The sequence below is a fragment of the Gemmatimonadaceae bacterium genome, assembly GCA_020846935.1.
Classification (GTDB): domain Bacteria; phylum Gemmatimonadota; class Gemmatimonadetes; order Gemmatimonadales; family Gemmatimonadaceae; genus RBC101.
The window spans coordinates 231003-257076 of the sequence record JADLCY010000002.1; the positions used below are offsets into that span (position 1 = coordinate 231003).

Annotated in this window: 21 protein-coding genes; 5 read left to right on the forward strand and 16 right to left on the reverse strand. The window is 67.2% G+C overall.

Annotation, left to right across the window (positions count from 1 at the left end):
- Positions 1-15 precede the first annotated feature (15 nt).
- Both IT361_04990 and IT361_04995 read right to left on the reverse strand, forming a co-directional pair.
- Positions 16-1071 (reverse strand): ABC transporter ATP-binding protein, encoded by a 1056-nt coding sequence (locus IT361_04990; protein ID MCC6317030.1) that lies wholly within the window; start codon positions 1069-1071, stop codon positions 16-18.
- Positions 1068-1868, reverse strand: coding sequence for an ABC transporter permease (locus IT361_04995; GenBank protein ID MCC6317031.1), 801 nt, complete (start codon positions 1866-1868; stop codon positions 1068-1070). The genes IT361_04990 and IT361_04995 overlap by 4 nt, the downstream gene beginning before the upstream one ends.
- A 124-nt stretch (positions 1869-1992) precedes the next feature.
- Between IT361_04995 and IT361_05000 the strand changes: the two genes are divergently transcribed.
- Both IT361_05000 and IT361_05005 read left to right on the forward strand, forming a co-directional pair.
- Positions 1993-2958: an ATP-binding cassette domain-containing protein gene (locus IT361_05000; GenBank protein MCC6317032.1), complete on the forward strand. Its 966-nt coding sequence runs from the start codon at positions 1993-1995 to the stop codon at positions 2956-2958.
- Positions 2951-4231 carry an ABC transporter permease gene (locus IT361_05005; GenBank protein ID MCC6317033.1) on the forward strand — a complete coding sequence of 427 codons (1281 nt, stop codon included), beginning with the start codon at positions 2951-2953 and terminating at the stop codon, positions 4229-4231. The genes IT361_05000 and IT361_05005 overlap by 8 nt, the downstream gene beginning before the upstream one ends.
- Here IT361_05005 and IT361_05010 read toward each other — a convergent pair.
- The 7 genes from IT361_05010 to IT361_05040 form a co-directional block, all read right to left on the reverse strand.
- A complete protein-coding gene (locus tag IT361_05010; protein ID MCC6317034.1) occupies positions 4228-4776 on the reverse strand; it encodes a hypothetical protein in 549 nt (182 codons plus the stop codon). The genes IT361_05005 and IT361_05010 overlap by 4 nt on opposite strands.
- Before the next feature lie 37 nt (positions 4777-4813).
- Entirely contained in the window at positions 4814-5242 is a 429-nt protein-coding gene (locus IT361_05015; protein MCC6317035.1) for a BrxA/BrxB family bacilliredoxin, read from the reverse strand.
- Between the two features lie 57 nt (positions 5243-5299).
- A complete protein-coding gene (locus IT361_05020; protein ID MCC6317036.1) occupies positions 5300-5674 on the reverse strand; it encodes a co-chaperone GroES in 375 nt (124 codons plus the stop codon).
- 123 nt (positions 5675-5797) lie between these two features.
- The gene (locus IT361_05025) at positions 5798-7183 is read right to left on the reverse strand and encodes an aminopeptidase P family protein (GenBank protein ID MCC6317037.1); all 1386 of its coding nucleotides are present in this window, start codon (positions 7181-7183) and stop codon (positions 5798-5800) included.
- Between the two features lie 105 nt (positions 7184-7288).
- Positions 7289-7831 (reverse strand): hypothetical protein, encoded by a 543-nt coding sequence (locus IT361_05030; protein ID MCC6317038.1) that lies wholly within the window; start codon positions 7829-7831, stop codon positions 7289-7291.
- A gap of 2070 nt (positions 7832-9901) precedes the next feature.
- Positions 9902-10576, reverse strand: coding sequence for a hypothetical protein (locus IT361_05035; protein MCC6317039.1), 675 nt, complete (start codon positions 10574-10576; stop codon positions 9902-9904).
- 1645 nt (positions 10577-12221) lie between these two features.
- The gene (locus IT361_05040; GenBank protein ID MCC6317040.1) at positions 12222-13316 is read right to left on the reverse strand and encodes a transposase; all 1095 of its coding nucleotides are present in this window, start codon (positions 13314-13316) and stop codon (positions 12222-12224) included.
- A 45-nt stretch (positions 13317-13361) separates the two neighbouring features.
- Here IT361_05040 and IT361_05045 point away from each other — a divergent pair, with 45 nt between their 5' ends.
- Positions 13362-13577 carry a hypothetical protein gene (locus tag IT361_05045; GenBank protein ID MCC6317041.1) on the forward strand — a complete coding sequence of 72 codons (216 nt, stop codon included), beginning with the start codon at positions 13362-13364 and terminating at the stop codon, positions 13575-13577.
- On the opposite strand, the gene IT361_05050 is transcribed toward IT361_05045, so the two are convergent.
- From IT361_05050 to IT361_05080, 7 genes are all read right to left on the reverse strand, one after another.
- Positions 13574-14497: a prolyl oligopeptidase family serine peptidase gene (locus IT361_05050; protein MCC6317042.1), complete on the reverse strand. Its 924-nt coding sequence runs from the start codon at positions 14495-14497 to the stop codon at positions 13574-13576. The genes IT361_05045 and IT361_05050 overlap by 4 nt on opposite strands.
- A 188-nt stretch (positions 14498-14685) precedes the next feature.
- Complete coding sequence (locus IT361_05055; GenBank protein MCC6317043.1) at positions 14686-15174, reverse strand: RidA family protein; 489 nt, start codon at positions 15172-15174, stop codon at positions 14686-14688.
- Positions 15175-15244: 70 nt separating this feature from the next.
- Positions 15245-17632: a penicillin acylase family protein gene (locus IT361_05060; GenBank protein MCC6317044.1), complete on the reverse strand. Its 2388-nt coding sequence runs from the start codon at positions 17630-17632 to the stop codon at positions 15245-15247.
- Positions 17633-17913: 281 nt separating this feature from the next.
- Positions 17914-18690: a signal peptidase I gene (gene lepB, locus IT361_05065; GenBank protein ID MCC6317045.1), complete on the reverse strand. Its 777-nt coding sequence runs from the start codon at positions 18688-18690 to the stop codon at positions 17914-17916.
- A gap of 195 nt (positions 18691-18885) precedes the next feature.
- Positions 18886-19239 (reverse strand): SWIB/MDM2 domain-containing protein, encoded by a 354-nt coding sequence (locus tag IT361_05070; GenBank protein ID MCC6317046.1) that lies wholly within the window; start codon positions 19237-19239, stop codon positions 18886-18888.
- 214 nt (positions 19240-19453) lie between these two features.
- Positions 19454-20341, reverse strand: coding sequence for a deoxyribonuclease IV (locus tag IT361_05075; protein ID MCC6317047.1), 888 nt, complete (start codon positions 20339-20341; stop codon positions 19454-19456).
- Between the two features lie 194 nt (positions 20342-20535).
- A complete protein-coding gene (locus IT361_05080) occupies positions 20536-23178 on the reverse strand; it encodes an Ig-like domain-containing protein (protein MCC6317048.1) in 2643 nt (880 codons plus the stop codon).
- Between the two features lie 218 nt (positions 23179-23396).
- Between IT361_05080 and pruA the strand changes: the two genes are divergently transcribed.
- Both pruA and IT361_05090 read left to right on the forward strand, forming a co-directional pair.
- A complete protein-coding gene (gene pruA, locus IT361_05085) occupies positions 23397-25091 on the forward strand; it encodes an L-glutamate gamma-semialdehyde dehydrogenase (GenBank protein ID MCC6317049.1) in 1695 nt (564 codons plus the stop codon).
- Between the two features lie 19 nt (positions 25092-25110).
- Positions 25111-26028, forward strand: coding sequence for a PhzF family phenazine biosynthesis protein (locus tag IT361_05090; GenBank protein MCC6317050.1), 918 nt, complete (start codon positions 25111-25113; stop codon positions 26026-26028).
- Positions 26029-26074: the final 46 nt, after the last annotated feature.

Here is a 26074-nt window from a genome sequence, read left to right on the forward strand (position 1 = left end):
CGGAGTCGAGCGGTTTCAGCACAGGTGGACAGCGAATGCCTTGAAGCTCACATGGACCTCGGCGCCAACGGCCAGGTCGAGATCGTGGAGCGAAGGTATCGTCAGGAGGGCCACGAGCGGAACGCCCTGCACCGTCACGATGACCCTCACGTAGGCTCCGTACGCCGCAACTTCGCTCACGGTTCCCGTGAAGTTGTTCCGCGCCGACGATGCAGGTCGCGCGCGGGCAAGGACCACCTCCTCGGCACGAATCACGGCGTGGCATGGACCGGGTCGGGCCGGGCTCACACTATGGATCGTGAGCGGACCGCAGCGCACCTCCATGGCTCGCGCGACTCCGTCGTCGCCCGTGACGGCCCCGTCCACCACACGGGCCTCGCCCTCGAGCACATTCTCGGCGCCAAGGAACTCGGCAACGTATGGCGTGGCCGGGCGTCGAAATACCTCGGCGGCCTCACCGGCCTGCAACACCCGCCCGCCATCGAGCAGCACGATCACGTCACCAAGGAGCCCTGCCTCGGCGAAGTCGTGCGTGACGTGCAGGACCGTCATGCCACGCTCCCGATGCAGGTCGCGCACGTAGCGCCGCACCATCGTGCGGCGCCGCGGGTCGAGGGCGCTGAACGGCTCGTCGAGGAGGAGCACCGAGGGTCGCTGCGCGATGGCCCGCGCGAGCGCGACGAGCTGGCGTTCACCGCCGGAGAGCCCGCGAACGTCACGCCCGCCAAGCGCCGACACGCCGAACGCCTCCATGGCCTCGTCGGCGTGCGACTGTTCGGCGGCGCCGTACGCCACGTTGTCCCGCACCGTGAGGTGCGGAAACAGATAGGCGTGCTGATACACGAGGGCCACACCACGTTCGTGCACCGGCCGAGTGGTCACCTCGCGCGTGTCGATGAACACTTGCCCCGCGGTGGCCGGGATCACGCCGGCGATCGTTTCGAGCAACGATGTCTTGCCGGAGCCCGCCGGTCCGATGACGACGCCAAACGCGCCGCGCGGCACCTCGAACGACACGTCGTCGAGGGCGAACTCGCCGAGTCGCGTCCCAAGGCGTCGACACTCGATCATGCGCGACGTCCGGGGGCGTGTTCGCCCCGGTCGGCCCGGAGCGCGCGCAGCGCCGCGAGAGGAATGAGGGCCAGCAGCACGAGCACCGCGGCCACCGGGAGCGCGTCTCCCAACCCGTACGTCGTGAAACGGTCATAGCTCAACACGGCGATGGTGCGCGGAGAGTGCGCGATCACCACGATCGCGCCGAACTCGCTCACCGCGCGCGCCCACATGACCACGGCAGCGGCCAGGAGGCCCCGGCCGGCGAGTGGAAGCGTCACCCGACGAAATGCGCGCAGCGGGGTGTCGCCGAGGGTGAGCGCCACGGACTCGAAGCGCCGATCGACGCGGGCAAACGCCTCCCGTGCCGCGCTCACATAGAGCGTGGCCGAAACGAACAGCATGGCGAGCACGATGCCCAGCGGGGAACTGACGATGCGAATGCCCAGGGCGCCGAGCCCCTGCCCCAGTACCGACTCACGTCCGAGGACGAGCAACAACGCAATGCCCGCCACGGGATGCGGAATCACGAGCGGCAGGTCGAGCGCGGCGGCGACGAGCGCGCGGCCGCGAAACGGCGTGCGCGCAAGGAGCCAGGCCACCGGTGTGCCGAGAACTACACCAATCAACGTGGCCGCGGTGGCGCACAGCGCGGTCAGGAGCAGCGCCCCGCGCAGCTCGGTGTCGGCCGCCAGGCTGGCCACACCCGACCATCCTCCGCGAGCCACCACGGCGCCAACCGGCGCAAGCAGAAAGAGCAGCAGCACCGACGACGCGAGCGCGGTCAGGACCGACGCGACGCCGGGCAGGCGCATCGAAGGGCGAACGGATGTTGGCGGCGCGGATGGTGGCGGCATCGTCAACCCGACGATGGATGCAATCGCGCCCGATTGAAAGGGGCGGCCGACTCCGGATGGACGTCCCGGCTACATTCCCCCCATGACGCAACTCGCGGTGGACATCCAGTCGGTGGTGAAGCGCTACGCGGGACACGTGGCGGTGCGCGACCTGTCGCTCCAGGTGCCAGCCGGTGCGGTGTACGGACTGCTCGGGCCCAATGGCGCAGGGAAGACCACGACGATCCGGATGCTGCTCAACATCATCGCGCCTGACGAGGGCCGCATCACGGTGCTGGGCAGCGCCAACACCACCGGCGGCGTGCTGGACCGGGTCGGCTACCTGCCCGAGGAGCGCGGCCTCTACAAGAAGATGCAGGTTCGTCGCCTGCTGCGGTTCCTCGGTGAACTCAAGGGGGTGAAGGGCGCGGAGGCCGACCGCCGCATCGACTACTGGCTCGATCGCCTCTCGCTCCGACTCCCGGACAAGGACTGGGGACTGGCCAAGGTCGACGAGCTGTCGCGCGGCATGCAGCAAAAGGTGCAGTTCATCGGCACCCTCCTCCACGATCCGGAGCTCGTGATCCTGGACGAGCCGTTCAGCGGCCTCGATCCAATCAACGCGCAGGCGCTGAAGGACACCGTGCTCGAGCTGCGACGACGCGGCAAGACGGTCATCTTCAGCACGCACCTGATGGACAACGCCGAGCGCATGTGCGATGCGGTGTGCATCATCGCGCGCGGTGAGAAGGTGCTCGACGGCGCGGTGTCGCGCGTGCGCGAAGAGGCCGGGGGCAATCACATCGCGCTCGGGCTCGAGGGCGGGGCCACGCCCGCGGTCTCGTCGGTGCTGCAGGATCCGACGCTGGTGCGCCGCCTCGACGACTCGAATCGCTACTTCGAGATCGAACTCGCCGCGGGCGCGGATGCCCAGGACCTGCTCCGCCGGCTCGTCGACGCCGGCGCCGGTGTGCAGCGATTCGAGAAGGTTCAACCGTCCCTTCACCAGATTTTCCTGCAACGCGTCGGTGCGTCAGGCATCGAGGATGGAATGAGTGGCCATGGATAAGGTCATTGCCGTCATCAAGCGCGAATACATGGAGCGCGTGCGTTCGCGGTGGTTCATCTTTGCCACCGTGTTCGGCCCGCTGCTCATGGCCGTGCTCCTGTTCCTGCCCGCGTGGCTCGCCGGGCGCTCGCGCGCCGGGACGGACGCGACGAACATCGTGATCATCGACGCGTCGGGAAACGCGCTTGGCTCGCGGATTCGCGACGCGATCTCGGCGAACGGAGGGATTCCTCCGCAGGTCCGGACGGTCATGCCCGCCGGCATCGCCCAGGCCGAAAGCACAGCCACGAAGGACGTGCTCGCGAAACGCGTGCAGGGTTACCTGGTGGTGGACGCGCTCACGACGGCCGGCGAGCGGGCGCGGTATTCGGGTAGGAACGCGAGCACGCTGCCCGACATGCGACGCATCCAGGATGGCGTGCGCTCGGCCGTGTTGAGCCTGCGGTTCGAACAGGCGGGGCTGGATGCCAGGCGCGTGCAAGCCCTGTCGCAGATCCGCCTCGAGATGTCGACCGAACGGCTGAGTGAACGCGGACGTGGCGGTGGCGGCGAAAACAGCGTGTTCCTGGCGTACGGCGTGGCGATGCTGCTCTACATGTCCATCGTGCTCTACGGCCAGGCGATCATGATGGGCGTGATCGAGGAAAAGACGCAGCGAGTGGCGGAGGTCGTCGTGGCGAGCATCTCACCCGGCAAGCTGTTGGCCGGCAAGGTACTCGGCGTTGGATCGGTGGGACTGACCCAGCAGCTCGTGTGGGTGGGGTCTGCTCTGCTGATGCTCAAGTTGCAGGCGCCGATCGGCAAGGCGCTCGGTCTCGCGACGCTGGGGCCGACGTCGTTGCCGTCGATCACGATCGGTACCGGGCTTGCGCTGCTCTGCTTCTTCCTGCTCGGCTATACGCTTTTTGCCACGATGTTTGCCGCGGCGGGCTCCATGGTGAGCAGTACGCAGGATGCGCAGCAGGTGGCGACGCCGCTGACGCTCCTCATCATGCCGAGTCTGCTGCTGCTCGCCCCGGTGATGCTGGAGCCGGGCGGAACGCTCGCCCGGACGTTCACGCTGGTGCCGTTCACCTCGCCGATCCTCATGCCGGTGCGCATGAGCCTCACGTCGGTGAGCTGGTTCGAGGTCGTGGGCTCGATCGCGCTGCTCGTGGCGACGTGCCTCGCGGCCATGTGGCTGGCCGCGCGGATCTTCCGCGTGGGCGTGCTGATGTACGGCAAGAAGCCGGGTTTTTCCGAACTGATTCGCTGGGTGCGGGTGGCGCGTTAGGCGTGTCGCGCGATGCGATCGGCCAGTTCGGCGATCGCGGCGCGACGTGACTCGGCGGGCGCCTGGCGACCGGGCACGACCGAAAACGACTCGCGGCGGAGCGCGGCACGCACGGCGTCCACGTCCACGGGCTCCGCGTCTTCGAGCAGCACGACCGCGAGGACGCGGCCCCTGGTGTACCCGATGTCCTTGCACAGCTTGATCGTGCGCTGGGCCGCGCGCAGCGATGCCACGCTGGCGTCCGTGAGCACGAGGATCCGCTGCGAGAGATCGAACGCCGTGATGACGGGCTCCGTCACCGAGCCAACGAACGCGAGGACCGCGTGTTCGGTGGGGCGGAGCGCGGCCAGGGCACGGCTCACGGAAGCCGGCAGCGGCTGTGCCGGCAGTGTGAAGCGAATGCCCCGGGCGGCGCGCGTCGCGACACCATCGACGAACAGCGACATCGATTGACCTGGCCAGGTGGCGGCCAGCGCGCGCGCGAGGTCGTGCGCCACCGCGGCAACGTCGGGCGTCCGACGGTCGGCGAAGAGCGAGATGATCACTCCACGCTCACGCTGGCGCGCATCGCCGGTCAGGACATCAGGTGGCCGCGGTGCAATGCGCCTTGAACGCGGCCACGAGGTCGTCGGCGATCGCATCGGCCGCACGACCTTCGATCTGCCACCGCTCCATCATGAAGCTCAGCGTCCCGTTCGCGAAAATGGCGATGCAGGGGCTGGACGGCGGATAACCCGTTAGGCAGGAACGGACGCGTGCCGTCGCTTCGGCATCCTGGCCGGCAAACACGGTGACGAGATGGTCGGGACGCACCGGACTCGCCTGCAGGGCCATCCGGACCGCCGGTCGTGCCATGCGCGCCGAGCAGCCGCAGACCGAGTTCACCACCACCAGCGTGGTGCCACGGCCGTCGGGAAGCGCGGCGTCCACGTCCTCGACGGTGCGCAGTTCCGTGAACCCGACGCGCGTGAGGTCTTCGCGCATGGGACTGACGAGGCGTTCGTCGTACATCAGTTGACGCATGGGCTCTCGTGATGCAATGAGGTGAAGGGCTCCGCCGCCGAGTGCCTAGTCTTCGTGGTCGGCGCGGACCAGCGCGAGGAGCGCGCTCTGGGGAACGACCAGGTAGATCTCGTTTTCGAACGTGATCTCCACCGCGGCCTTGCGAAAGAACAGCGCGTAGTCGCCGGCACGCGCCTGCATGGGGACGTACTTGCCCGACGTGTCGCGTCGCGACGTTCGCCACGGCTCATCGGACGACTCGTTGAAGTCGGGCATGGGATAGCCCGGGCCGGTGGCCACGATCTCACCGCCTTGCACGGCCTGGGAATCGAGCGCCGTTGGCGGGAGATACAGACCGACCCTCGTGCGCTCCTCACCGTCCTCCGCCTTGATGAGAACTCGGTCGCCGACGACGATCAGGTGCTTGTTGCCTCGATGCATTGGGGAGTTGCCGGGGTGAACGGATGGGCAGATGGAACTTCGGGCGTTGCCGCTCGTCCCGCGGCAACGCGCCTTCGATCAGCGTGACTCACCACCCACCAGCCACCCCGTCGTCGGCAGAGGTCACGAGGCCGGCTTGGGCCGCACGAGGTGCAGCTCGCTCTGGCGCTTCAGCGCCCACGCCAGCGAGCCGTCGCGCCGCACGAGGAAGTCCTCCTCCTGCGCCATGCGCACCGGCTGGCCGTTCCACTCCGGCACCGGTGTCGTGGTCTGCAACTCCGAAGAATACCACATGCCGGGAATCACCTTGCTGTCGCCGCGACCGGGAACCCCTTCCTGATAGTCCCAGAGCCCGATCAATGGTCCCGCGCCGTGGCCGTGTTTGCCGATCGGATGGGAATACATGGTTCCGGTGATGCCCTCGGCCTTCATCTTGGCGAGCGTCGCCCGGAGAATCTCGTTCCCGCTGCGGCCCGGGCGCGTCTCTTCGAAGAGGATGTCCTGGAGGCGGTTCGACGAGGCCAGGGCCTTCTGCAGCCCGGGCGGCGGCGCCGTCTCGCCCGGCTTGAGGACATAGCCGTTGTGCTGCGTGTCCGTGTTCAGGCCGAGCGCGGTAATACCGACGTCGCACCAGAGCACGTCACCGGGCTGAATGGTGGCGTCCTCGCCGATGGATGGAGCGCCCGCGCGCTGCACCGACACCGACGGCTGGAACCACGTGGTCAGCCCACGGTCGGCCACCTGCTGTCGCCACCACCACACGAGGTCCTGCGTGGTCGTCACGCCCGGCGTGATGACCTCATTGGAGAACATCCGGGCGATGAGCGTGTGCACGAGTTGCGTGAGTTTGCCGTAGAACTCCTCCTCTTCGGGGAGTCGTGCGGCGATGAACTGCAGGGGCAGCTCCTCGGTGCGCTTGAACCGCGCGGTCCATGGCCGACCCAGCGCCTGCGACATGCCCTCCAGCTCACCGGCACTGAGGCCGTCGGAGAAGGCATGGGTTCGCGACACGTTGATGCCGATCACTCTTGGCCGTCGCTCCTCGATGACGCGCTTGAGCACCTGCCACTGCGACTCGCCCCAGAGTTCCGCTTGCCGCACGTTCCCGGCGCTCGGCGCCATCTGCGGGGCGCGGTACTCGCGATAGATGCCGCCCTGCGAGCTGCCGCCGAGCGCGAGTCGCTCGATGCAGGATCCGTCACCCGGATCGACCTTGCCGGACGCCGCGCATCGGTCGAAAAAGACGTAGATCGTGCGGCGCCGCGCGTGGAACGTCGTGGGCGAGACCAGCGAACTGAACACCGGATCCTCGTTGTATTCGCGCATCGGCATGACCCAGAGGTCGACCCCGTGCGTCCGCATGAGTCCGGGCAGGATCTTCTGCATGCGCTGTTCGAGCCAGCGCTGCTGCAGTTCGGCCTGCTCGCGCTGGGTGCCGAAGGGTCGTTCGGGCTGCTGGGCCTGGAGCAGCAACGGGGCGAGCAGGGCGAGGCTGAGGAGGGACTTCATGCGCGTTCCAGCGAGGCGGGCGTGTCGGGGAATGTCGAGCGTGCCGAAAGCGTACCACCGCGCACGTGGGCAGGCCAGCGTGTCCCTTCAGCACCTCGACCCGGACTACTTGTCGACGGCGGCGGGTTGTTCGGCAGTGACGGCGTCCAGAGTGTGCCCACGCTTCTCATGCCGGAGCAGCAGGTAGCGCACCAGTTGCACGACTCCGGCGAGGATGATCGCATAGGCCACGAGCACCACGCCACGCCAGAGGAAAGTCAGCAGGGCCATGGTTGGCCAGTCGGCAAGCACCGCGGCCCTCGAGCCCATGCGCTCGAATCCCAGGGCAGTCAGTCCGAGCGAGACGATTACTTCTGCAGCTGCCTCGGCGACGGTGAAGAGCGGGACGAGGTAGAGCCAACGCCGGAGGGTGAAGTTCCCGAGGTGGACGGTCGCCATCGCGAGAATCAGCAACTGGCCCAGCACGAACGCCGCACCCACGTAGATCATGCTCTCCGACGGGCCGACGGACAGCGTCACCAACCGATAGAGGCGCACGACGAGGCCCGTGAGCGCGCCCATCCCGACGGCCGACATGGTGAAACGTCGGAGTCCGGGCGGTTCGTCGAGCCGAAAGGTGCCGGTGACCTGCGGAAAGAACGCGGCCATGTGAGCAAGTTATTGCAGCGTATGGTGCGGCGGCGACCGGGCGACCCACAACGGCCATCTTGTGGACCTCCACCTTGAGATCGGCAAGGCGTGCGTCCAGACGACCGCTTCGCGCTCTGCCGGCCAGCCCTGGCGAGCGCGAGGCCCTGCAGCGGGGGCGCGCGAGTGCCAATTCGGGCCACTGCTACCTGAAGAGGTCTTCCTCCGCGCGCGATCTGCTCCACTGGCGTTGTTCGCTGGCTCCCCTGAGGCCGGGCCAACACTCCTCCGCGATTCGCGGCCGCGAATTGCCACCGATGCGAGAGGGATCTTCGGTAGCGCCCGAAGCGGCCACCTGCACCCGAGGTGTATGGTCGCTGGCGATCGGGAGAAGGAGTGCGCGCTCTCCAAGGTATGCAGCCAAGAGAGAGACCCCCGCCAGAATGACGGCCGTTTGAACCAGGAAGCCAGGGCCAGGTCGGTACACGGCACCATCAACTGTCTCAAGGAAACGGGCGAAGCCTGCTGCCTGAATCAATGAGATCACCCCTGTTAGGCCATAGAGATTAGGCAGTCTCGCGTCTGACAAGGCCTTCGAAGGATTGCGATGCACCCAGTATCGTGCCACGAGCCATCTCAAGCCGGCGGCCTGAAGGTAGGGCACAAAACCGATCGCCAGAACGGAGGCGCGGGCGGTGGCGCCACCAGCAAGGAAATCGTATGCGCCAAGCAACCCACCTCCCGCGTCGCGGAAGAACTCGGCAACGCGATGCCCGTCTACTCCGGGCAGTCCGAATCGCGCCGCAAGCTCACAGAGCGCTGCCCCGATGAGTCCCGTGGTGACGGTGAATAGAGCGCTTGGCCACCGTCTCTGTCGGTGAAAGACGGTCCGCATTTGTCCCGATGCGTGGCTGAGATGCATGAGAGCCGAGAGCCTCAAGGCGATCAACAAGTTGCGCGCTGCACGGTCCGCACAAAGAGTGGCAGCATGGAGAGGCGGACCATTCTCCAGGAGATCCGAGTCATGGTCCGCGCTCCACAACCGCAGCCCTAGCAACACATGTAGAGCCAAGGGCCAATCCACCACGCCAGCCCCTCAAGCAGCGTGCTGCAGCCGGGGGAGCAGATGTACGTTCCACCTCCCAGGTCCTGAACGTACTGGTACCCAGTGCCCTCTGCCAGAGCAGCCTGCAGAGGTATCAGTAGCACCACAAGGGTGAACCCAAACACCGCCAAACGATGTCGTGAGCGGCGCAATAGCATAGTTACAACCTCCACAAGTAGATTGGGGGCTTCGCCTAACTGCGGGTTGGATCTCAGCAGCACCAGTGATCCGGCCAGCCAGACTGGCATCCCGGCGTGCAGATCACATTTCCGTCCTCAAGACAGGCATACACGTAGCGCTGCCCGTCTTCTGCCTGAACGTTCCCCAGTGGAACCGCCAGCAATAGCGCCGCCAACGGAAGCGCACGTCGCTGCAGTAGTTTCCTCAGCCTCATCTTCACACCTCCACGTGTTGGGTACGTGACACCGCCCAGGTCGAGGCACCCCTGCCTTCCTGAGCACAACTTTAGTGCCTCTGGAGCGGGGGCTCGCTCAGTAGGCGAATCCGGTTCGCGAAGGCAGCGACGTCGCCAACGCCATGGACAACCACACGACGGCCATGCGTAGGCGGCCCGACAAACACCAAGTCACCGCTCTTCCAGGTTTCGAAGGCAGACTCTTCAAGAAGAATGACCGGTACGTGGATACGCTCAAGCGCCAGGAATTCGCAGACTTCCGAGCTGTCGCGGCGCGGGACGGTGAAGAGAACACGCACTCGATCTCGTACGGTGTCGGCACTCAGATTCCGAAGCAGGTATCCCAAGCCGAGGCAACTCATACACTCGCGCGCGGTCGCCAGCAGTAGACTCTTTGCCCCGTCGAGTGGCGCTTCCGTGCACGCCGGGCGTCCGTGGTCGGTCGCTGAGAGAAGCGAATCGGCCAGTTCACGGAACTGTTGATCATTGTCGAGTGGCTGTTGCTGGGAACAGCCCAAGAGAAAGCAGGCCATCCAGACTGATAACGAGGGTGCCCGACAGAGTCGGCCCGTCATCGCTGCACCAACGGCTGCAGCAAGAGGAACGGCCGGTCCGATGCTTGTTCATGCCCCAGTACAACGAGACGCTCGTTCGAGATCCCCAGGACCGGGGGAGCTGCAGTAAGAGCTTCCCACTTCTCACCACGCAACACCGCGACGGTAGCCGGGTCGCCGTAAGCAAGTACACCCTTCACGAAAGGCACGACCACAACGTGACCATTGGCATAGATCGCCGAGGCCGTGTGAAACGTGGAGAGCCATTTCTTGAGAATATCTTGTGGGCCGTTCAGCTTCACTTCTGGAGCGTGCGGTCTGATGTACCCTGGCACAGTGATCGCCATCGCCGTAACGTGGCCATCGGCAAGTGTCACTTTCCAGAGGGAGTCCGAGAGAGTACACACTACAAGCGCTGTGTCGCCCCGCAGTGCGACGGAGAAGGAGCGGGCGACGTCCCATGGAATAGGACTGCGAGGCGTCGGGGTGAGCCGCTTGAGTGGGAGAAAGCCTTGCTTGACTGTGCCAATGGAGTCAAGCCGAAACAGGATGTGGTCAGTGCCGGCCTGACTCCCAGTGACGAGCAATTCCCCGTCCGGCAAGACCCGCAGCCCCGTAATCAGACTAAAGCCTTTCAACAGAAACTCACGTTGAAAGTCACCGTCCCGCGAGAAGACTGCGATCTTCGGCACGGCCCCGTCGGAGACGAATATCCGGCCGTCAGGAGCAACACGGGGGAACCTAGGTGCCGAGAACTCCCCGGGTCCGCCCCCCTTGCTCCCCAGCAACCGCAGGAGCATCCCTGTAGAGTCGAACAGCTTGACATTCCCCTCGGATGCGTCTGCGATGAGCACCCTCCCGTCGGGGGTGACCTCCGTGCCGGAGAAGCGAACGAGTGGCGAAGTCGGGCCCGTCCGGAGCCAGATTGAGTCGGAGGCCAGTACCGCACCTGAGAAGGAGGTGCCCGCCATTGCCGGTGAGACGGTATCAGCGCGCGGTGTCCCGCATGCGACCGACAGGGCAACCAGTGAGATGCACCATCGCCGGGACGTCGCTCTCTCCTGCGATGCGCCGATGGTGTTGATGACTTGAGTGGTCTCCTCACGCGTTGCGCGCCACGCGCGCCGAACGCCTGCCAAAGCTGCAGCGAAGTGCTGAGGGGAGTTGGCCGAGCCGACGGACAGCGAGTCCGAGGTGACCGACACGGCCCAAGGGGCCGACACACAATGGATGACGGTCCGCCACCCGCCGTGGGCGTCGGGACGACGTGTCAGTTTCAATCGTCGCGCCGGCTCGAGTCGCTGAGCACGCTCAAGGTCCGGGTCAATCGCGCCTCGGATTCCGTCACCGACTCCAAGACGGAATCCGCGCTCCAAGACGCCGGCAGCATCAACGGCGAGCGGCCGCTGCTCTGCCGAGTTGCCGACGCTCGCTATTGCGCCGAGGCGCATCGGGGACCAGGGATCCTGACCGCCCCCCCCCCAATGTCGAGCTCGCTCGCACCGCTCTTCGCGTCTTCATTTCCCCACCCTAACGAAGCGACGCGGCAAGTGTAGGCAACAGGCCGCGATCTGTCAACGTCGATCCATACATGAGGACGGCAGGGCCGTCAGGCGTCCTCTGACAACTGGCTCGTGGCCGCGCCGCGAGTCGTTGTTCCCACGTCCTGTGGATCCGGCACAGCCCGGAACTCCGCGCGCGATGCGACTGACCCCAAACGACGCGAAGTATCGCGTCACGGCGCTCCAGTTGCAGCCGGTGTCTCGGCAACGGTCCCCACGAGCTGTGAGTCTCGTGCGCCGCTCGAGACTGCAGCACGGTCTTGTGGAAGCGGGCGACGCGCTCGTCGCAGTGCGACAGCAGCCCCCCGCACGCGGCGCATGATACAGCCCATCATAGCCCTGCGCGCGATAACAGCGCCGCCACGGACTGACGAGCGGCGGCTGACGGCTAGCGCGGCCGCAATCGCGGTGTTCGACGCTCCGGTCGCCAACCGGAGAATGATCTGCGCTCGGCGCGCTCGAGGCGCGCGCGCCTTCGCGCGCGCGGTAAGCTGCGACTGCTTCCTTAGCGGACAGCGTGACTTGAAGGGCTTTCGGGCGAGCCGTCTCCATCCGCGGAACCCTTTGCCGCGTGAGACCCAGAATCGCTTGCTGTGGCGCTGGACGAGGCCACGCCGGGTTCGCCCACGCTCGCCAAGCCGGGCGGTCGGCGCAAAGAAGCCGATGCCGTTCTGGCACCGGCTCTGCCTGTCACCCGCGAGACGGACGGATCAGCGGGCGATGGGTGTGTCCCGAGTTCAGTTGACGTTCGGGTGAGGCCGCATGTGAGAGACGCTCACGCTGCCGCGTCTCGGAGAACGGGGATCTTCGCTGCCAAGGCGCGCTGGAGCAAGGGCAAGTGCATGTAGCCCTTCACCAGGCGGAACTGCTGCTCCATCACGCCTAACGCGGCCGCGCACCAGCGCAGCTTCTGGTCGCTCGTCCGCCAACGGTCGACCTGCGCGGTGCGCGCCTCGACGCCGGCCATCACGCTTTCGAGCAGATTGGTCGTCTTGAAGCTGACGCCCAGTTCGGGAAACACGCCCAGTCGGTGCAGGGTCAGGGTCTCCTCGAGGCCCTCCTCCAGGCTGCGCGCCGCGGACTCGTTGCGCACCCCGAGCTCGCGACTCAGCCGCTGCAGCGCGCGCTTAGCGTCGGCATAGGCGGGGTGCGCATACGCGGCCTGCAGCTTGCGCCGCCATGGCGCGTGCTCGGCTTTCGGCAAGTAGCTCACCACGTTCTCCCGCTTGTGCCACTGACACCGTTGCACCGCAACCGTCTCGCCGTACACCTCGCGCACGGCCGCCCGCAATCCCTTCGACCCATCCAGCACCACGCGCAGCGGGCCCGTGAGCGGGAAGCCGCGCTCCCCCAGCTCGCGCAGGAAGCTGGCGAGTACGCACCGATTTTCCGTCGCCGTCTGCACCAGCCCCAGAATGCGCTTCTCCCCTGTCGTCGTCACCCCGAGCGCGATCACCAGCTGGTCGCCGGCAAACGTCTTGCCATCGAGGACGAGCCCCAAGGGGGCATCGCCTAACGCGCGCTCCTGGAGCTGGCGAAGCTCGCGCGCACTCGCGCGGATGAATCGGCGCGACACGCTGGTGCGCGCCAGCCCGAACGCCGCGGGCACCGCTTCCGCCGCCGCCTCGTACTCGCGGCAGGAGAGCCCGCCCAGCACTCGGCGGAACAAGCCGACGTCGAGCCTGCGCGGCACCTGGAACTGCTGGTACGTCGTCAGTGGAACCTCGTGCCCCGCGCGTCGATCCCGGACGCGCGGGACCGTGATGGACAGCTTCTGGTCGGCCACATACACCGAGCCCGCCTGCTTGCCCAGCGCACCACATCCGGCGCGCCGTCGTGGTGCTGATACCGCGCGCCAGCCAGCGCACACACTTCCTCCTGCAGCGCCTCCTCGACCGCCCGGAGCCCGAGTGGGATGAGCGCTTGGATCATCGCGACCTTCGCCGGCGTGGTCCGCGTGCCGTCGTCGAGCGGGATGACGGTCTGGGCGGCGGGCATCGCGGCGGGTGACGACTGGCTTTGCGCCGCCTTCCTTCGTACTCTTGCCATGGGTGGTGTCCTCGGGAACGAGTGCGAATCCTTTGGCGGGATCAACACTTCAGGACCGCGGCACCACCCGAATTTCAACTAGCCCTGGGACTCACCCCCGGCGATGTGGCTCGTGATGAAGCGCAGGCTCTCGACGGCGTGTTGGGTCCAGTAGGCCCAGTCGTGTTTCCCCGGCCACTCGGCATACGTGTGAGGCACGCCGAGTCGCTGTAGTTCCCAGCGGAACGCGCGGTTCTGCCCCAGCAGGCCATCGTCGGTCCCGATGTCGAACATGATGGCCGGCATGAGGTTGCGTCTGGTGCGCCAGAGGTCCGACACGCGTCGCGTCGGATCGCGCGAGAGCCATCCCTCGGAATCCGGCCCGAAGGCTGGGTGGATCAGCGGCCACAGGCGCCCATAGCGGTCCTTGAGTTGTGCCGGGGACGTGGCGTACGCAGGCGGAACGCGCAGCGTGGTGTCGCCGTCATACCTGGGCGACAGTACGCCGGAGTGGCTCGCGGCCACGCTGAAGACGTCGGGGTACTGGAGGGCGATGGAGACGGCGCCGTAGCCACCCATGCTGAGGCCGGCGATGGCTCGGCGCTCGCGACGAGCCTGCGTGCGATAGGTGGCGTCGAGGTACTGCACGACGTCGCGGGCGATGTAGTCGTCGTAGTGGAGCCACGGCACGCAGTAGCTGTCCGCGCTGCGGTCGCCCTGGCGCGGCGTGAACTCGCGGCGGCAGCCGGCGTAGTCACCGAGGGTGTTCCAGGTGGTGTACCAGCCATCGTCGCCGTCTGGCATGGCGACGATGATTTCGGGCATGCCGGCGGCGACGAGCGAGTCGAGGGTGGTGTTGAGGCTTGCCTGCGTTATCCAGTCGCCCTCGCTGCCCCAGAGCCCGTGGAGGTAGAGGGCGACGGGATAGCGCCGTGCGGGTTCGCGGTGATAGCTGGGCGGGAGCCAGACGAGGAGGCGCTTGCGCACGCCTAACGACTGTGCCCACAAGGTGTCGGCCGCCACTCGACCGGCCGCGGCGAGGGGCTTGGCACGTGACGGGGCGTGGGGTGCCCGGCGGCTTGACGTGACGGCCGCGTGATGGGTGGCGCGCATACTGAGTTCGGGGGGGCCCCCCGGCTGCTGCGCAAGCGCCAACGTCGCCCCCGCACACCACGCAACGACCACCGCCACCCGCGGCCATACCGAACGCATCACGGCACCGCCGCGAAACACTCGATTTCCACGCGCGCCCCCAACGCCAGCCCGTTCGCCCCCAGCGCCGAACGCGCCGGCTTGTGACGCGGGAAGTACGTCGCGTACACCTCGTTCATCGCGTCCCACTCCCGCATGTCGGCCATGAACACCGTGCACTTCACCACCCGGTCCAGCGACGACCCCGCCTTCTCCAGCACGTCCTTGATGTTCTCCATGGTTTGCTTCGTCTCGGCCGCGATCCCCCCGGGCACCACGCCCCCCTGCGCGTTCGCCGACGTGCCGATCTGACCGGCAAGGAACAGCAGGTTCCCCACCTGCACCGCCGGCGAGAACGGACGCGTCGGTCGACCGTAGGGCGTGTGCCACGTCACCCCGTTCTCCGTCGTGCGTGCCTCCTCCGCCGGCACCGGCGTGGTCGTTGGCGCCGCCTGACGCGCACAGGCAGACAGACTCAGGACCAGAATGACGACTCTCGAAGCGGGCATGGCGGTGGGATGAGGGTGCGCGGACATTGCGTCGAAGGCAACGCCTCACGCAACCGGGGCTCCGAACCACTCACCGCCGCGATGCCACCGGGCGCAGCCACATCACCTGCTCCGTCTCCGCCTCGACGCGCGCGCGCGAATACACCAGCGGGAAATACGCATCCTCGGCCCACAGCGCCAACAGATCCCGATAGTGTGGGCTCCGCGGATCCGCGGACTGCCCGGGCACGTTCGTCGCAAACGAGTTGTCGAAGTCGGCCAGATCGATGACCTCGCGGAACGACGCGCCCGCGCTCTGCCGGTAGTTCGCACCCCCGGTCGCGTACACCGTGTTCGCGTCCCCCCCACGGGATACCGCCGGCAGGTCGTACGCGCTCGTCAGCGCGTGACGAAAGGCGGCCACGTGGATGGTGCCCCACCGCCAGGCAGTGCGATCACGACCAATCCGGCGCTCCAGGTCGGCGACCGCGTCGTCGAGCGCGAGGAGGAGCAGCGAGTCGATCGCGGGATCGGCATCAGGCCGTCCCAGGTACCGCTCCAGCCACGGATAGTTCGCTGACCCTGCGAGCAACGTTGTCGCCGCCGGCGCGTCCGCGGTCGCGCGGGCAATCACGCGACGGTACGCCGCCGGCGCCCAGGCAGCAAAGAGCGTCGGCGCCACCTGGTCGCGCGACATGCGGCGATTCCACGCCCGCAACGTCGCCACCTCGGTGCGCTCACTCTGTCCGCGGCGCGATGCAGCGCGATCCAGGTGCGGCAGCAGCGACTCGGCCAGCTTGGACCGATCGTCATGCTGCAGCTGCTTCGAGCCCTCGATGGTGTGCGCGGTCGACGCCGTCAGCACCTCGCGAACGCGATCGATGCGGTAGCGGCTCGCCCATTCGTAGGCGATCGGCGTCGTGTACCCCGTCGGGAGAATGTTGTTGTTGGCCGTGGCAATGAAGCCCGCCGCCGGATTGTACGCACGCGGGAGCTGCATGCCCGGCACGAAACCCTGCCACTCAAAACGACCGTCGCCGGGCACGGGAAGCAGTCCCGACCACCTGCGCTTCGGCATGAGTCCGCCCGCCACCCACCCGATGTTTCCGTCGACATCGGCGTAGATCATGTTTTCGCTCGGCATGAGCCAGCGCGTCATGGCACGCTGGAACGACGGCCAGTCGCGGGCGCGATCGAGCTGGAGCGAGCCGAGGTACGCGGCCGTTCCCGGTTCAGCATGGACAGACCGGACGGCGTAGCCGCGGCGCCGCACGGTGTCGACCGCGACCAGCGGGCCGTGGACGGTATAGCGGTGCGTGACGACTCGCGCGGCCTCTCCCTTCACGCGGATCGTGTCAACGACGAGCCGCATACGCTTCCAGCGGCCGTCGTGTCGATAACACGACAGCGCGTCGGCTCCCTCGAGCGCGCCTGATGCACCGCAGGTCCCGAGCGACTCGACGTACAGATCCTGCTGGTCCATCCCGACCACCGTGAGCCCGAACGCGATGCGATCGTTGTGGCCGATCGCAACCCCCGGACTCGCCGGCTCGCCTGCCCCGATGACGTTCCAGCCAGGCGCCACGAGGTGCGAGAGGTAGCGCACGGCGGGGTTAGTGATCACCCGGTGCGGGTCGTTGGCGAGGATCGGCCGCTTCGTGGCGGTACGCGACCCGGCGATCACCCAGTTGTTCGAGCCCTCGATCCTGTTGTAGGCAATGTCGGAGAACGTCGCCGCGAAGCCACCCAGGGATTCGCGCGTGATGCCCGAGTAGTCGAAGCCACGAACAGGATCGAGGGGCCGCGCCGGGTCGGTGGGGAGCAGCGAGTCCGTCCGGGCTGCACCGATCGCGGCGACGAGCTGCGCGCGCAGAACCTCCGCCGATCCGTTCCCCGTCCCCGAGAGCCCCGTGGCGCGCGCGAGCGGCACGGTTTCTGTCCATGGCTCCGGGCGAAAGCCAAGCAGGCCAAACTCCGGAGGGAGTCGATCGCCAACCTGGGCGATCCATGCGTTCACGCCGGCCACGAACGCTCGCACGATCTCGCGCGTGTCGGGTCCGTACGCGGCCCACTCCCGCGCCATGTCACCGCGATACGCAAACGCCCGCGCCCACCGATCACGCTCCGCGGCCGAAGGCCCGAGCACTTCGGCGAGCCGCCCTTCGCCCTGGCGCCGCCACATCTCCATCTGGAAGAGCCGATCCTGCGCGACGACAAAGCCTTGCGCGAGAAAGAGATCGTGCTGGTTGCTCGCATAGATGTGCGGAATGCCCCATCGATCGCGACGCACCTCGACAGGCGCCCGGAGCCCCGGCACGCGAAGCTCGAGCGTGTCCGGAGCCGGCCGGGACGATGGCGACGGCGCCGGCACCACCGCCAGCGGTTCGTTAGGCAGGCCGGAAGGCGCGGGGAGTGCGAGGGCCCCCGCACCAACGACCGCGGCCACACCCACCGTGCGAAGAAAGGCGGCAGAAGGCATGCGTAAGTCTGCGCCCGGTGTCAGAACTCCGAAAGGCGACTGGCGTCGACGCCTTCCAGGAGCAACTCACGCGGTGATTTCGCGAGACGACAACACGCCCGTCAGGAACACGAGGCGGTCGTCACCCGTGAGTGCTGATCCGCGTCGGGTGTCGCCAGCGCAGCTTCAGACTGGAAGCGAGGACGAAGGGATCCCCTCCATCCGTCCCCGATGCAATGCGTGGCTTTCGCGCGATGACCCGCGAGGCGGCGCTCCGCACGATCGTGCCCCGCAACGGCTCGTTACTTGATCCAGTGCCCGAGCCGACCCCAGCGAATGGCAGTGAGGAACGCGAGCGGACGCGTGCTCTCGGCGTCCCACGAGTAGTAGACGAAGAGCGGGCGGCCACGGAAGTTCTCGCGCGGGACGATACCCCAGTAGCGCGAGTCCTTCGAGTTGTACCGATTGTCGCCCATCATGAAGTAGTAGCCGGCCGGGACGACGAGCGGGCCCCAGTTGTCGTGCGTGGGGAGCGTCGGCGCCGGTCCGAAGCGCGAAGCGGTGAGCGCGTACTTCGCCTGCCACTCGAAGAGTGGTGATGTTTCGTTCGGATCTCCTGGCTCCGATTCGGCACCGTAGCCCTGGCGCTGTTCGATGCCGTCGACGAAGAGCTTCGCGTCCCGCATGTACAGCGTATCGCCCGGAAGGCCGACGACGCGCTTCACGAGAATCGGCGTCGGATCCCACGGCTGATCGATCTGCGGTGGGGAGACGAACACGGCGATCTCGTAGCGACGCGGCTCCGTGTACCCGGGCAGATTGATGTTCGTGAACGGAATGTGCGGGCCGTAGGCGAGCTTGTTCACGAACAGCCAGTCACCGATGAGCATCGACGGGATCATGCTCCCCGAGGGAATCCGATAGGCCTCGAAGAAGAAGATCCGGATGAACAGGAAGATGGCGACCGTGCCGAGGATGCCCTTGAGGTTCTCGCGCCACGTCGAGGAGGCGGCGCCTTTTGACTTGGCGGCGCGCACGACGTTGCGGGGCTTTGGCGGTGTGGACGACTTCTTGGCCACTCGATGTGGGGTGATCGGAGGCGACGGCGCGAAGCCCGCGCGGGCGGCGGTCGACTCCGGGATGAGGGCCAACGGCACGTGGGTCGCTCGCCGCCGGCAAATCTAACTACGGCCCCGCTGCCTGCGGGTGTCGTGAACGGCAGCGAGGCGCGCCCCTGGGGGACGCGCCTCGCGGTACCGTCGGGAGGCCGAGGCCTACGACAGGTGCTTGCTGACGAGCTTCGTCATCTCGAACATGGAGACCTGCTTCTTGCCACCGAAGACCGCCTGGAGCGCCGCATCGGCGTTGATGTTGCGACGGTTCTTGGTGTCCTGGAGCTTGTGCTTCTTGATGTAGTCCCACAGTCCCTTGGCGACGGCGGAGCGCGGGAGCGGCTTGGAACCCACGACGGCGGCGAGGGCCGCGCTCGGGGTCATCGGCTTCATGAACGCCGCGTTCGGCTTGCGCTTGGCGGCCTTCTTGGCGGCCTTCTTCGGGGCCGCCTTTTTCGCGGCCTTCTTTGGCGCCTTCTTCGCCGCCTTCTTTGCGGCCTTCTTCTTTGCAGGCATGGTCGACTCCTGAGTGTGTTGGTACGTGTTTCCCCGGTATAAACAACGAGCAACGCGCCAACAAGCTATGAGAGCGCCCCGTGCGCGCAATAGGGAAAGCAGGCATTTCCCTAGGGAAAACGCGTTTTTCGCTGGGGAAATCGCACGGCGCACGCGGTGCGGCGCCGTCGCGCGTTCATCGCGTGGTCGCGCGCGGCGAGGCGCGAGAGCGCAGTCAGCGCGCCGCGAGCTCCCGCATGAGGCTCACCATGTCCGCGTCCCACGGGTCCGCCGACGCATCGTCCTCAGCGACGGCGTTGTTCGCCTGCGGCGTTTCGAGGATCAGTGGCACCGCGTGCGCGCGCGCGTCGGCCAGCAGCCAGCGAAACGGCTCGGCGCCGATGCGACCTCGCCCGATCAGCGCGTGACGGTCCCGGTTGGAACCGAACTCGCCCTCGGAATCGTTGCAGTGAAAGAACGACGGCGCCTCGCCGATCACCTCGGTGAAGCGATCCAGCGTGCCGCGCTGGGCCTGCGCCGAGGTGTGGATGTCGAGACCGCTGGCAAAGAGGTGGCACGTGTCGAGTCCATAGCCCGTGCGTCCGCGCAACGCGGCGGGCACGCGCGCCAGCATCCCCGCGATCTCCTCCGGCGTCCGACCCATCGTGCGTCCTGCTCCCGCCGTGTTTTCAATCAGCACGCGGGCCGTACCTGGGGCCGACTCGATTGCACGCACGATGGCGTCGCCAACGCGATCGATCGCCGCCGCCGGGTCGCCGGTACCCGCCGAGCCCGGGTGAAAGCAACACGCGAACGCCCCGAGCGCACTTGTCCGCTCCAGTTCCTTCGCCAACCCCAGCGCCGCACGCGCGTACTTGTCGTCCTCTGGTGACGCGACGTTGATCACGTACGACGCGTGGACGAGACAGCGCGTTCGGTCCAGGCCCTGCTCGGCCATCGCCGCCACGAATCGCTGCACGCGCTCGGGACGGACGGAGATCTTCTCGTTGTAGAACTGCGGCTTGGCACTAAAGACCTGCAATGCATTTGCGCCGCTCGCCGCCGCGCGCCGCACCGCCATGTCGATGCCGCCGGTGTCGTTGGGATGAACGCCGATGAACACGAAAAAGGGAAAGGGGTCGCCGGAATGTATTCCGACGCCCCCTCTCATGACTCGCCAGTCGCGGGTCGCGAGCCTCGGCTCGCCCCTGAACGCGCGCGGCGTGCTCCCCCCCTACGCTCGACGGCCACTCGCGGTGACCGTGCTTTCGACTCACCGCAGCACGACGGCCACTGGCACTGCCGCGCGCTTTCGGATCACTGCACGCGGAGGACCACCATGCCGATGCCGTTGGGCGGCAGACCCCCGCTCGTCGAACGGATCGCCAACACCTGAGGTGCCGTCTGCGTGCCGCTGATCTCCCACGCCGCCCAGCCACCTCCGGGCAGAAAGCTCACGGTGCGGAGCCCGCTGCTGAACGTGCCGAACGTGGCCGATCGCACACTGAGCGGCCACGCCCGCGGGAACGCCGGCGTCGTGCTGCCATCCTGGTTCCGGAAGACGAGGTTCGCATTCATCCCCGAGAACACGTCGCGCGTGTTCCAACTCGGCAGTCGAAGACGCGGGTCGCTGATTGTGCCTCCAGGGTAGTTGTCTGCGGTCGAGGCCATTGAGAACAGACCGAACAGCTCGCTCCAGGGACGGCCGGTGCGGTTCAGGACGTTCGTCACGCCGCGGTCGGTGCGCTGGTGCACCAGCGCTCGCGTGAAGGTCGACTCGCTCCCGTTGTCGAACTGGTCCGTCACCCAGCGCGCGAACGACCACGATCCGCCATAAATGATCAGGTCCGCGTTGTCGAGGATCGATTTGGTTTCGTTCGCCACGTAGTGCTGATAGAGGAACTGGAACGGGTGCAGAATGGCTTCGACCGGGTCGCTGCACGTGGCCGACGCCACCGCGTAGTCGCAGCGCGGCCCGTCGGTCCAACGCAGGTCTGCCTTCGAGCCAAACGCCCCGTAGATCTTGCGGGCCCAGAGCTCGGTCGCCATCTGCGCCGTCGCCTCTTCGAGCCACGTCTCCTCACCCTGTGATGCGTCGAGGAAGATGCGCTGCACGTACATCACGACGTGTTTCATCTCGTGGATCATCGTGCCGCGCGTGTACCGCTTCCACGTGGCCAGATCGTACTTGCCGCGAACGCCGTTCTCATTGGGAGCGATCGCGTAGAAGTATTCGCCCTCGTTGCTCGGCAGGCACACGTTGTCCGGATCGGGATCCTCCTGCTCGAAGAAGTCGCACGAGGTGACGTACCCCAGCAGCGACCCGCCGTTGTTGAGCTGGTACTCGTTCACCCGCTTCGAGAAGATCGCGATCACCCGGCCGTTGTTGTCGGTGAGCGAGTCGAGCGCCAGTGGATCCCCGAACGAACTGAGGACGTCGTACATGTTCGTGTCGAAGTCGGTGCCAACCGCCTGGAACTCGGCGTCCATCGTACCAAAGTTCTCGTTGGTGGAGTCCTCCATGATGATGAGCTTGGGGCCGACATACACGACGCGCACCCGCACGGAGTCGAACGAGTTGTAGTTGTTGAACGTCTTCGGCATGCGCTTCCACAGGCGATCGCCCACGTTCGGCGGCGGCACCGGGACCACCGCGGCGCTCGCTCGCGCCGAGGCGCCGAATGCCTGTCGCGCCGTGGCGCTCACGTCACGCGCGTTTCGACGCGCGCGTTCACGACGCTGCAGCAGCGCACCCCGCAGGCCCGCGCCGCGTGAGATGAGCGCGGCGTTCGACTCCAGTGCGGCCAGGTGCCCGAGTGCGAACGCCGCGGCGTTACGCGTCACGAGCGCGCTCACCAGTGGGCCGGCGGTGGGCGTGGCTGACGAGGGCTGCGCCGGTCCTGCGGCCTGCGCGGCCGATGCCCCGCTCGCCGCACCCAGCAACTGGAAGCTCGTCTTCACGTTCGGATTGGTGCTCGCGTTGAACGCCGTCACCAGATACCGACCGCCGGTCACGGCAAACTCGTTGCACGCCAGGTCGCCGCTGCTCGTGAGCAGCATGTGCTGGCCCACGCCCAGCGTGCGCGGCGTCGCCACCGCAAGCCCGGCCGCCCCGCTGGCGGTGTCACCATTCACGATCACGGCCACCGGCACCGGACCCGTGGGCGAACAGGGCAGCGCATTCGCGGAAGGCACGGTGAACGACACGCTGGTCGCCGTCGACGCCGTGACGGTCGCGCGGATGCCGTTCACCAGCACCTCGTTCTCCGTCGGCACGGCGGAGAAGTTCGCGCCGGTGACGGTCGCGGCGATCCCCGGCGTCCACTGCGATGGGCTCGCCGTGCCAAACGTCGGCGCCGTCAGGCTGCGCACACGCACCGAAATGCTGTCACGCTTACCCTCGGCCACCGCGAGCACCCACGTGGTGCCGGCGCCCACGCCCGTCACGAGACCCGTGGTGGAGACGCTGACGGTCGCCGGAGCCAGAGAACTCCACACGACGGCACGCCCGGTGATCGGGCGACCAATGGCATCCTGTACCTGGGCGGTGAGTTGCGACGTCTCGCCCGAACGCACGGTCACGGTGCGTGGACTGATGACCACCGCAAAGACCGGGATCGGAATCACGGTGATCGGCGCGGACCCGGTGACGCCCTCCACCGCCGCCGTGATCGTCGCCTGGCCAGCGGTCACTCCGGAGACCACGCCGTCAGCGGCCACCGTAGCCACCGTCGGTGCGGACGAAGACCAGGTCACCGTGCGACCGCTCAGCGGATTCCCCTGTGCGTCGCGCGCCGAATACGAGAAAGCGAGCGTGGCCCCCACCTCGAGCTGGGTCGCGGGCGCCGTCACCGCAACGCTTGCGACCTTTGGAGGACCCGACGGCTTGTCGCCTCCACCTCCACATGCCGCCAGCACCACCGCCAGTGCCGTCGTGATCGATCGACGAGTTCTGTTCATGGGTCTCCGGACCAGGTGAGGCGCCTCTTCCGCGCCGTGCAAGCTATGATGAGACACGCTCCAGGCAGCTACACCTACCCGGGGTTCGCGCTCCCAGGAGGCGTGTCGGGGGCACGACGCCAGCGGACCCACCGACCGCGGACTATCTTGTTCGTTCGCACGCAACGTCTGTTCCGACCGGCTGCTGCCGGCCACGACCGCCCCTCACGGATCGACCCATGACCGCCACTGCTCCCGATCGCGCCGCCTCCCGCGCCGGCGCTGACGCCGTTCGCCCCGGCGCTTCCGGCTTCAACGGCATCCGCAAGGTGCCTGCGCCTGTCAACGAACCGATTCGGTCGTACGCGCCAGGTTCCCCCGAGCGCGCCTCGCTCAAGGCTCGGCTCGACAGCATGTCCCGGGAACGCGTGGAGATCCCGATCATCATCGGGGGCAAGGAGTACCGAACGGGCGAACTCGGCCATGCGGTCATGCCGCACGATCACCAGCACGTGCTCGCCGACTACCACAAGGCCAAGCCCGAGCACGCGCGCATGGCGGTCGAGGCGGCCGTAGCAGCGCAGCGCGAGTGGTCGCAGTGGCCGTGGGAGGACCGGGTGGCGGTGTTCCTCAAGGCGGCCGAGCTGCTCGCCACGAAGTATCGCGATACGCTCAACAGCGCGACGATGCTCGGCCAGTCAAAGACCGTGTTCCAGGCCGAGATCGACTCGGCGTGCGAGTTGATCGACTTCTGGCGCCTCAACGCGCACTACGCGCAGGAGATCTACGCCGACCAGCCGATGTCGAGCGCGGGCATGTGGAACATGCTCGACTACCGCGCGCTCGAGGGGTTCGTGTACGCCATTTCCCCGTTCAACTTCACCGCGATCGGCGGCAACCTCGCCGGTTCACCGGCGCTGATGGGGAACGGCGTGGTGTGGAAGCCCGCCGCGACCGCCATGCTGTCGGGGTACTACATCATGCGCATCCTGGAGGAGGCCGGCCTTCCGCCAGGCGTGATCAACTTCATCCCGGGCGACCCGGTGATGATCAGCGACTACGTGCTGACGCACCGCGAGCTCTCCGGCGTGCATTTCACGGGCAGCACTGGCGTGTTCAACGCCATGTGGAAGACGATCGGCGCGAACATGTCGAACTACCGCGGCTATCCGCGCATCGTGGGCGAGACGGGCGGCAAGGACTTCATCCTCGCGCATCCGTCTGCCGACGCGCAGGCCGTGGCCGTGGCGATCGCGCGCGGCGGGTTCGAGTACCAGGGCCAGAAGTGTTCCGCCGCGAGTCGGGCGTACATCCCGCGTTCGCTGTGGAACACCGTGCGTGACAGCACGGTGGCGATGATCGGCGACATCCGCATGGGCGACGTCCGCGACTTCCGCAACTTCATGGGCGCGGTGATCGACCAGCGGGCGTTCGACCGGATCTCGGACTACCTCGCCGATGCGCGCGCCAACGCTTCGGTGCTCGCCGGCGGCAAGGCGAAAGGCGACACGGGCTGGTTCATCGAGCCCACGCTCGTGGAGACGAAGGATCCGGGGTATCGCCTGCTGTGTGAGGAGATCTTTGGTCCGGTGGTCACCGTGCACGTCTACGACGACGCAAAGTGGCACGACATCCTCGGCACGGTCGATCGCACGTCGCCCTACGCGCTGACCGGCGCGGTATTCTCCAACGATCGGCAGGGTGTGCGCGACGCGATGACCGGCCTGCGCAACGCCGCTGGCAACTTCTACATCAACGACAAGCCGACCGGTGCGGTGGTGGGCCAGCAGCCCTTTGGCGGCGCGCGCGCCTCAGGCACCAACGACAAGGCGGGCTCCAAGCTCAACCTGCTCCGCTGGATCTCCCCGCGCACCATCAAGGAGACGTTCGTGCCGCCGACAGATTATCGCTATCCGTTCATGGGCGCCGAGTAGCGCGAATGCGGCGCCCGGCGTGACGGCCTCCTATCGGTATCTCACCGCGGACGTCTTCACGAGTACGCCGTTCGGCGGGAACCAGCTCGCGGTGCTTCCGGACGCCCGCGGGCTGTCGGCGAGTCAGATGCAGGCGATCGCGAAGGAGTTCAACTACGCGGAATCGACCTTCGTCTTCCCGCCGGACGACCCGCGCCACACACGACGCGTCCGGATCTTCACACCGGCGAACGAGATGCCGTTTGCCGGGCACCCGACGGTCGGCACGGCCCACGTGCTCGCGGCGATCGGCGAGATTCCGCTGACCGGCGACAGTACACGCATCACCTTCGAGGAAGGCGTGGGGCCGGTGCCCGTACGGATCCGGTCGAGAAACGGCGTGCCTGAGTTCTGCCAGCTCTCCGTAGCCAGGCTGCCGGAGACCTTTCCGCCGTTGCCGGCACGTGAGGTGCTGGCCCCCATGTTGTCGCTCGCGAGCGACGACGTACTTGGCGGTCGTTTCCATCCCCAGGCCGTTTCGGCTGGCGTGCCGTTCGCCCTCATTCCCCTGCGTGACCGCGACGCGGTCGGCAGGGCAAAGCTGCGCGTCGATCTGTGGGAACGCGCGCTCTCGGACACGCCGCACCCGATGGTGATGGTGTTTGCGCACGACGCCGAGCACGCCGGGCACGACGTGCGCGCCCGCATGTTTGCGCCCAGCGAATCCATCCCCGAAGATCCCGCCACCGGCTCCGCGTGCGCCGCGCTCGGCGGCTACCTGGGTACGCGCGACGACCGACGCGACGGCACGCTGCGATGGGTCGTGGAGCAGGGGTTCGAGATGGGCCGACCCAGCATTCTCGAGGTCGAAGTGGACAAGTCAGCTGGCGACATCACGGCCGTGCGCGTGGGCGGCGCGAGCGTGCTGGTCTGCGAGGGAACGATCCGGGTACCGTGACCCGCGGGGCGACCGGCGCCCATGCAGAGAACGCCCAGCTTCCATC

What these genes read in the sequence shown, in the direction of transcription:
- IT361_04990 (MCC6317030.1), bottom strand. Translation starts at nt 1,071, where the DNA reads ATGATCGAGTGTCGACGCCTTGGGACGCGACTCGGCGAGTTCGCCCTC.
- IT361_04995 (MCC6317031.1), bottom strand. Translation starts at nt 1,868, where the DNA reads ATGCGCCTGCCCGGCGTCGCGTCGGTCCTGACCGCGCTCGCGTCGTCG.
- IT361_05000 (MCC6317032.1), top strand. Translation starts at nt 1,993, where the DNA reads ATGACGCAACTCGCGGTGGACATCCAGTCGGTGGTGAAGCGCTACGCG.
- IT361_05005 (MCC6317033.1), top strand. Translation starts at nt 2,951, where the DNA reads ATGGATAAGGTCATTGCCGTCATCAAGCGCGAATACATGGAGCGCGTG.
- IT361_05015 (MCC6317035.1), bottom strand. Translation starts at nt 5,242, where the DNA reads ATGTACGACGAACGCCTCGTCAGTCCCATGCGCGAAGACCTCACGCGC.
- IT361_05020 (MCC6317036.1), bottom strand. Translation starts at nt 5,674, where the DNA reads ATGCATCGAGGCAACAAGCACCTGATCGTCGTCGGCGACCGAGTTCTC.
- IT361_05025 (MCC6317037.1), bottom strand. Translation starts at nt 7,183, where the DNA reads ATGAAGTCCCTCCTCAGCCTCGCCCTGCTCGCCCCGTTGCTGCTCCAG.
- IT361_05030 (MCC6317038.1), bottom strand. Translation starts at nt 7,831, where the DNA reads ATGGCCGCGTTCTTTCCGCAGGTCACCGGCACCTTTCGGCTCGACGAA.
- IT361_05045 (MCC6317041.1), top strand. Translation starts at nt 13,362, where the DNA reads ATGAGCGCTTGGATCATCGCGACCTTCGCCGGCGTGGTCCGCGTGCCG.
- IT361_05055 (MCC6317043.1), bottom strand. Translation starts at nt 15,174, where the DNA reads ATGCCCGCTTCGAGAGTCGTCATTCTGGTCCTGAGTCTGTCTGCCTGT.
- IT361_05060 (MCC6317044.1), bottom strand. Translation starts at nt 17,632, where the DNA reads ATGCCTTCTGCCGCCTTTCTTCGCACGGTGGGTGTGGCCGCGGTCGTT.
- IT361_05070 (MCC6317046.1), bottom strand. Translation starts at nt 19,239, where the DNA reads ATGCCTGCAAAGAAGAAGGCCGCAAAGAAGGCGGCGAAGAAGGCGCCA.
- IT361_05080 (MCC6317048.1), bottom strand. Translation starts at nt 23,178, where the DNA reads ATGAACAGAACTCGTCGATCGATCACGACGGCACTGGCGGTGGTGCTG.
- pruA (MCC6317049.1), top strand. Translation starts at nt 23,397, where the DNA reads ATGACCGCCACTGCTCCCGATCGCGCCGCCTCCCGCGCCGGCGCTGAC.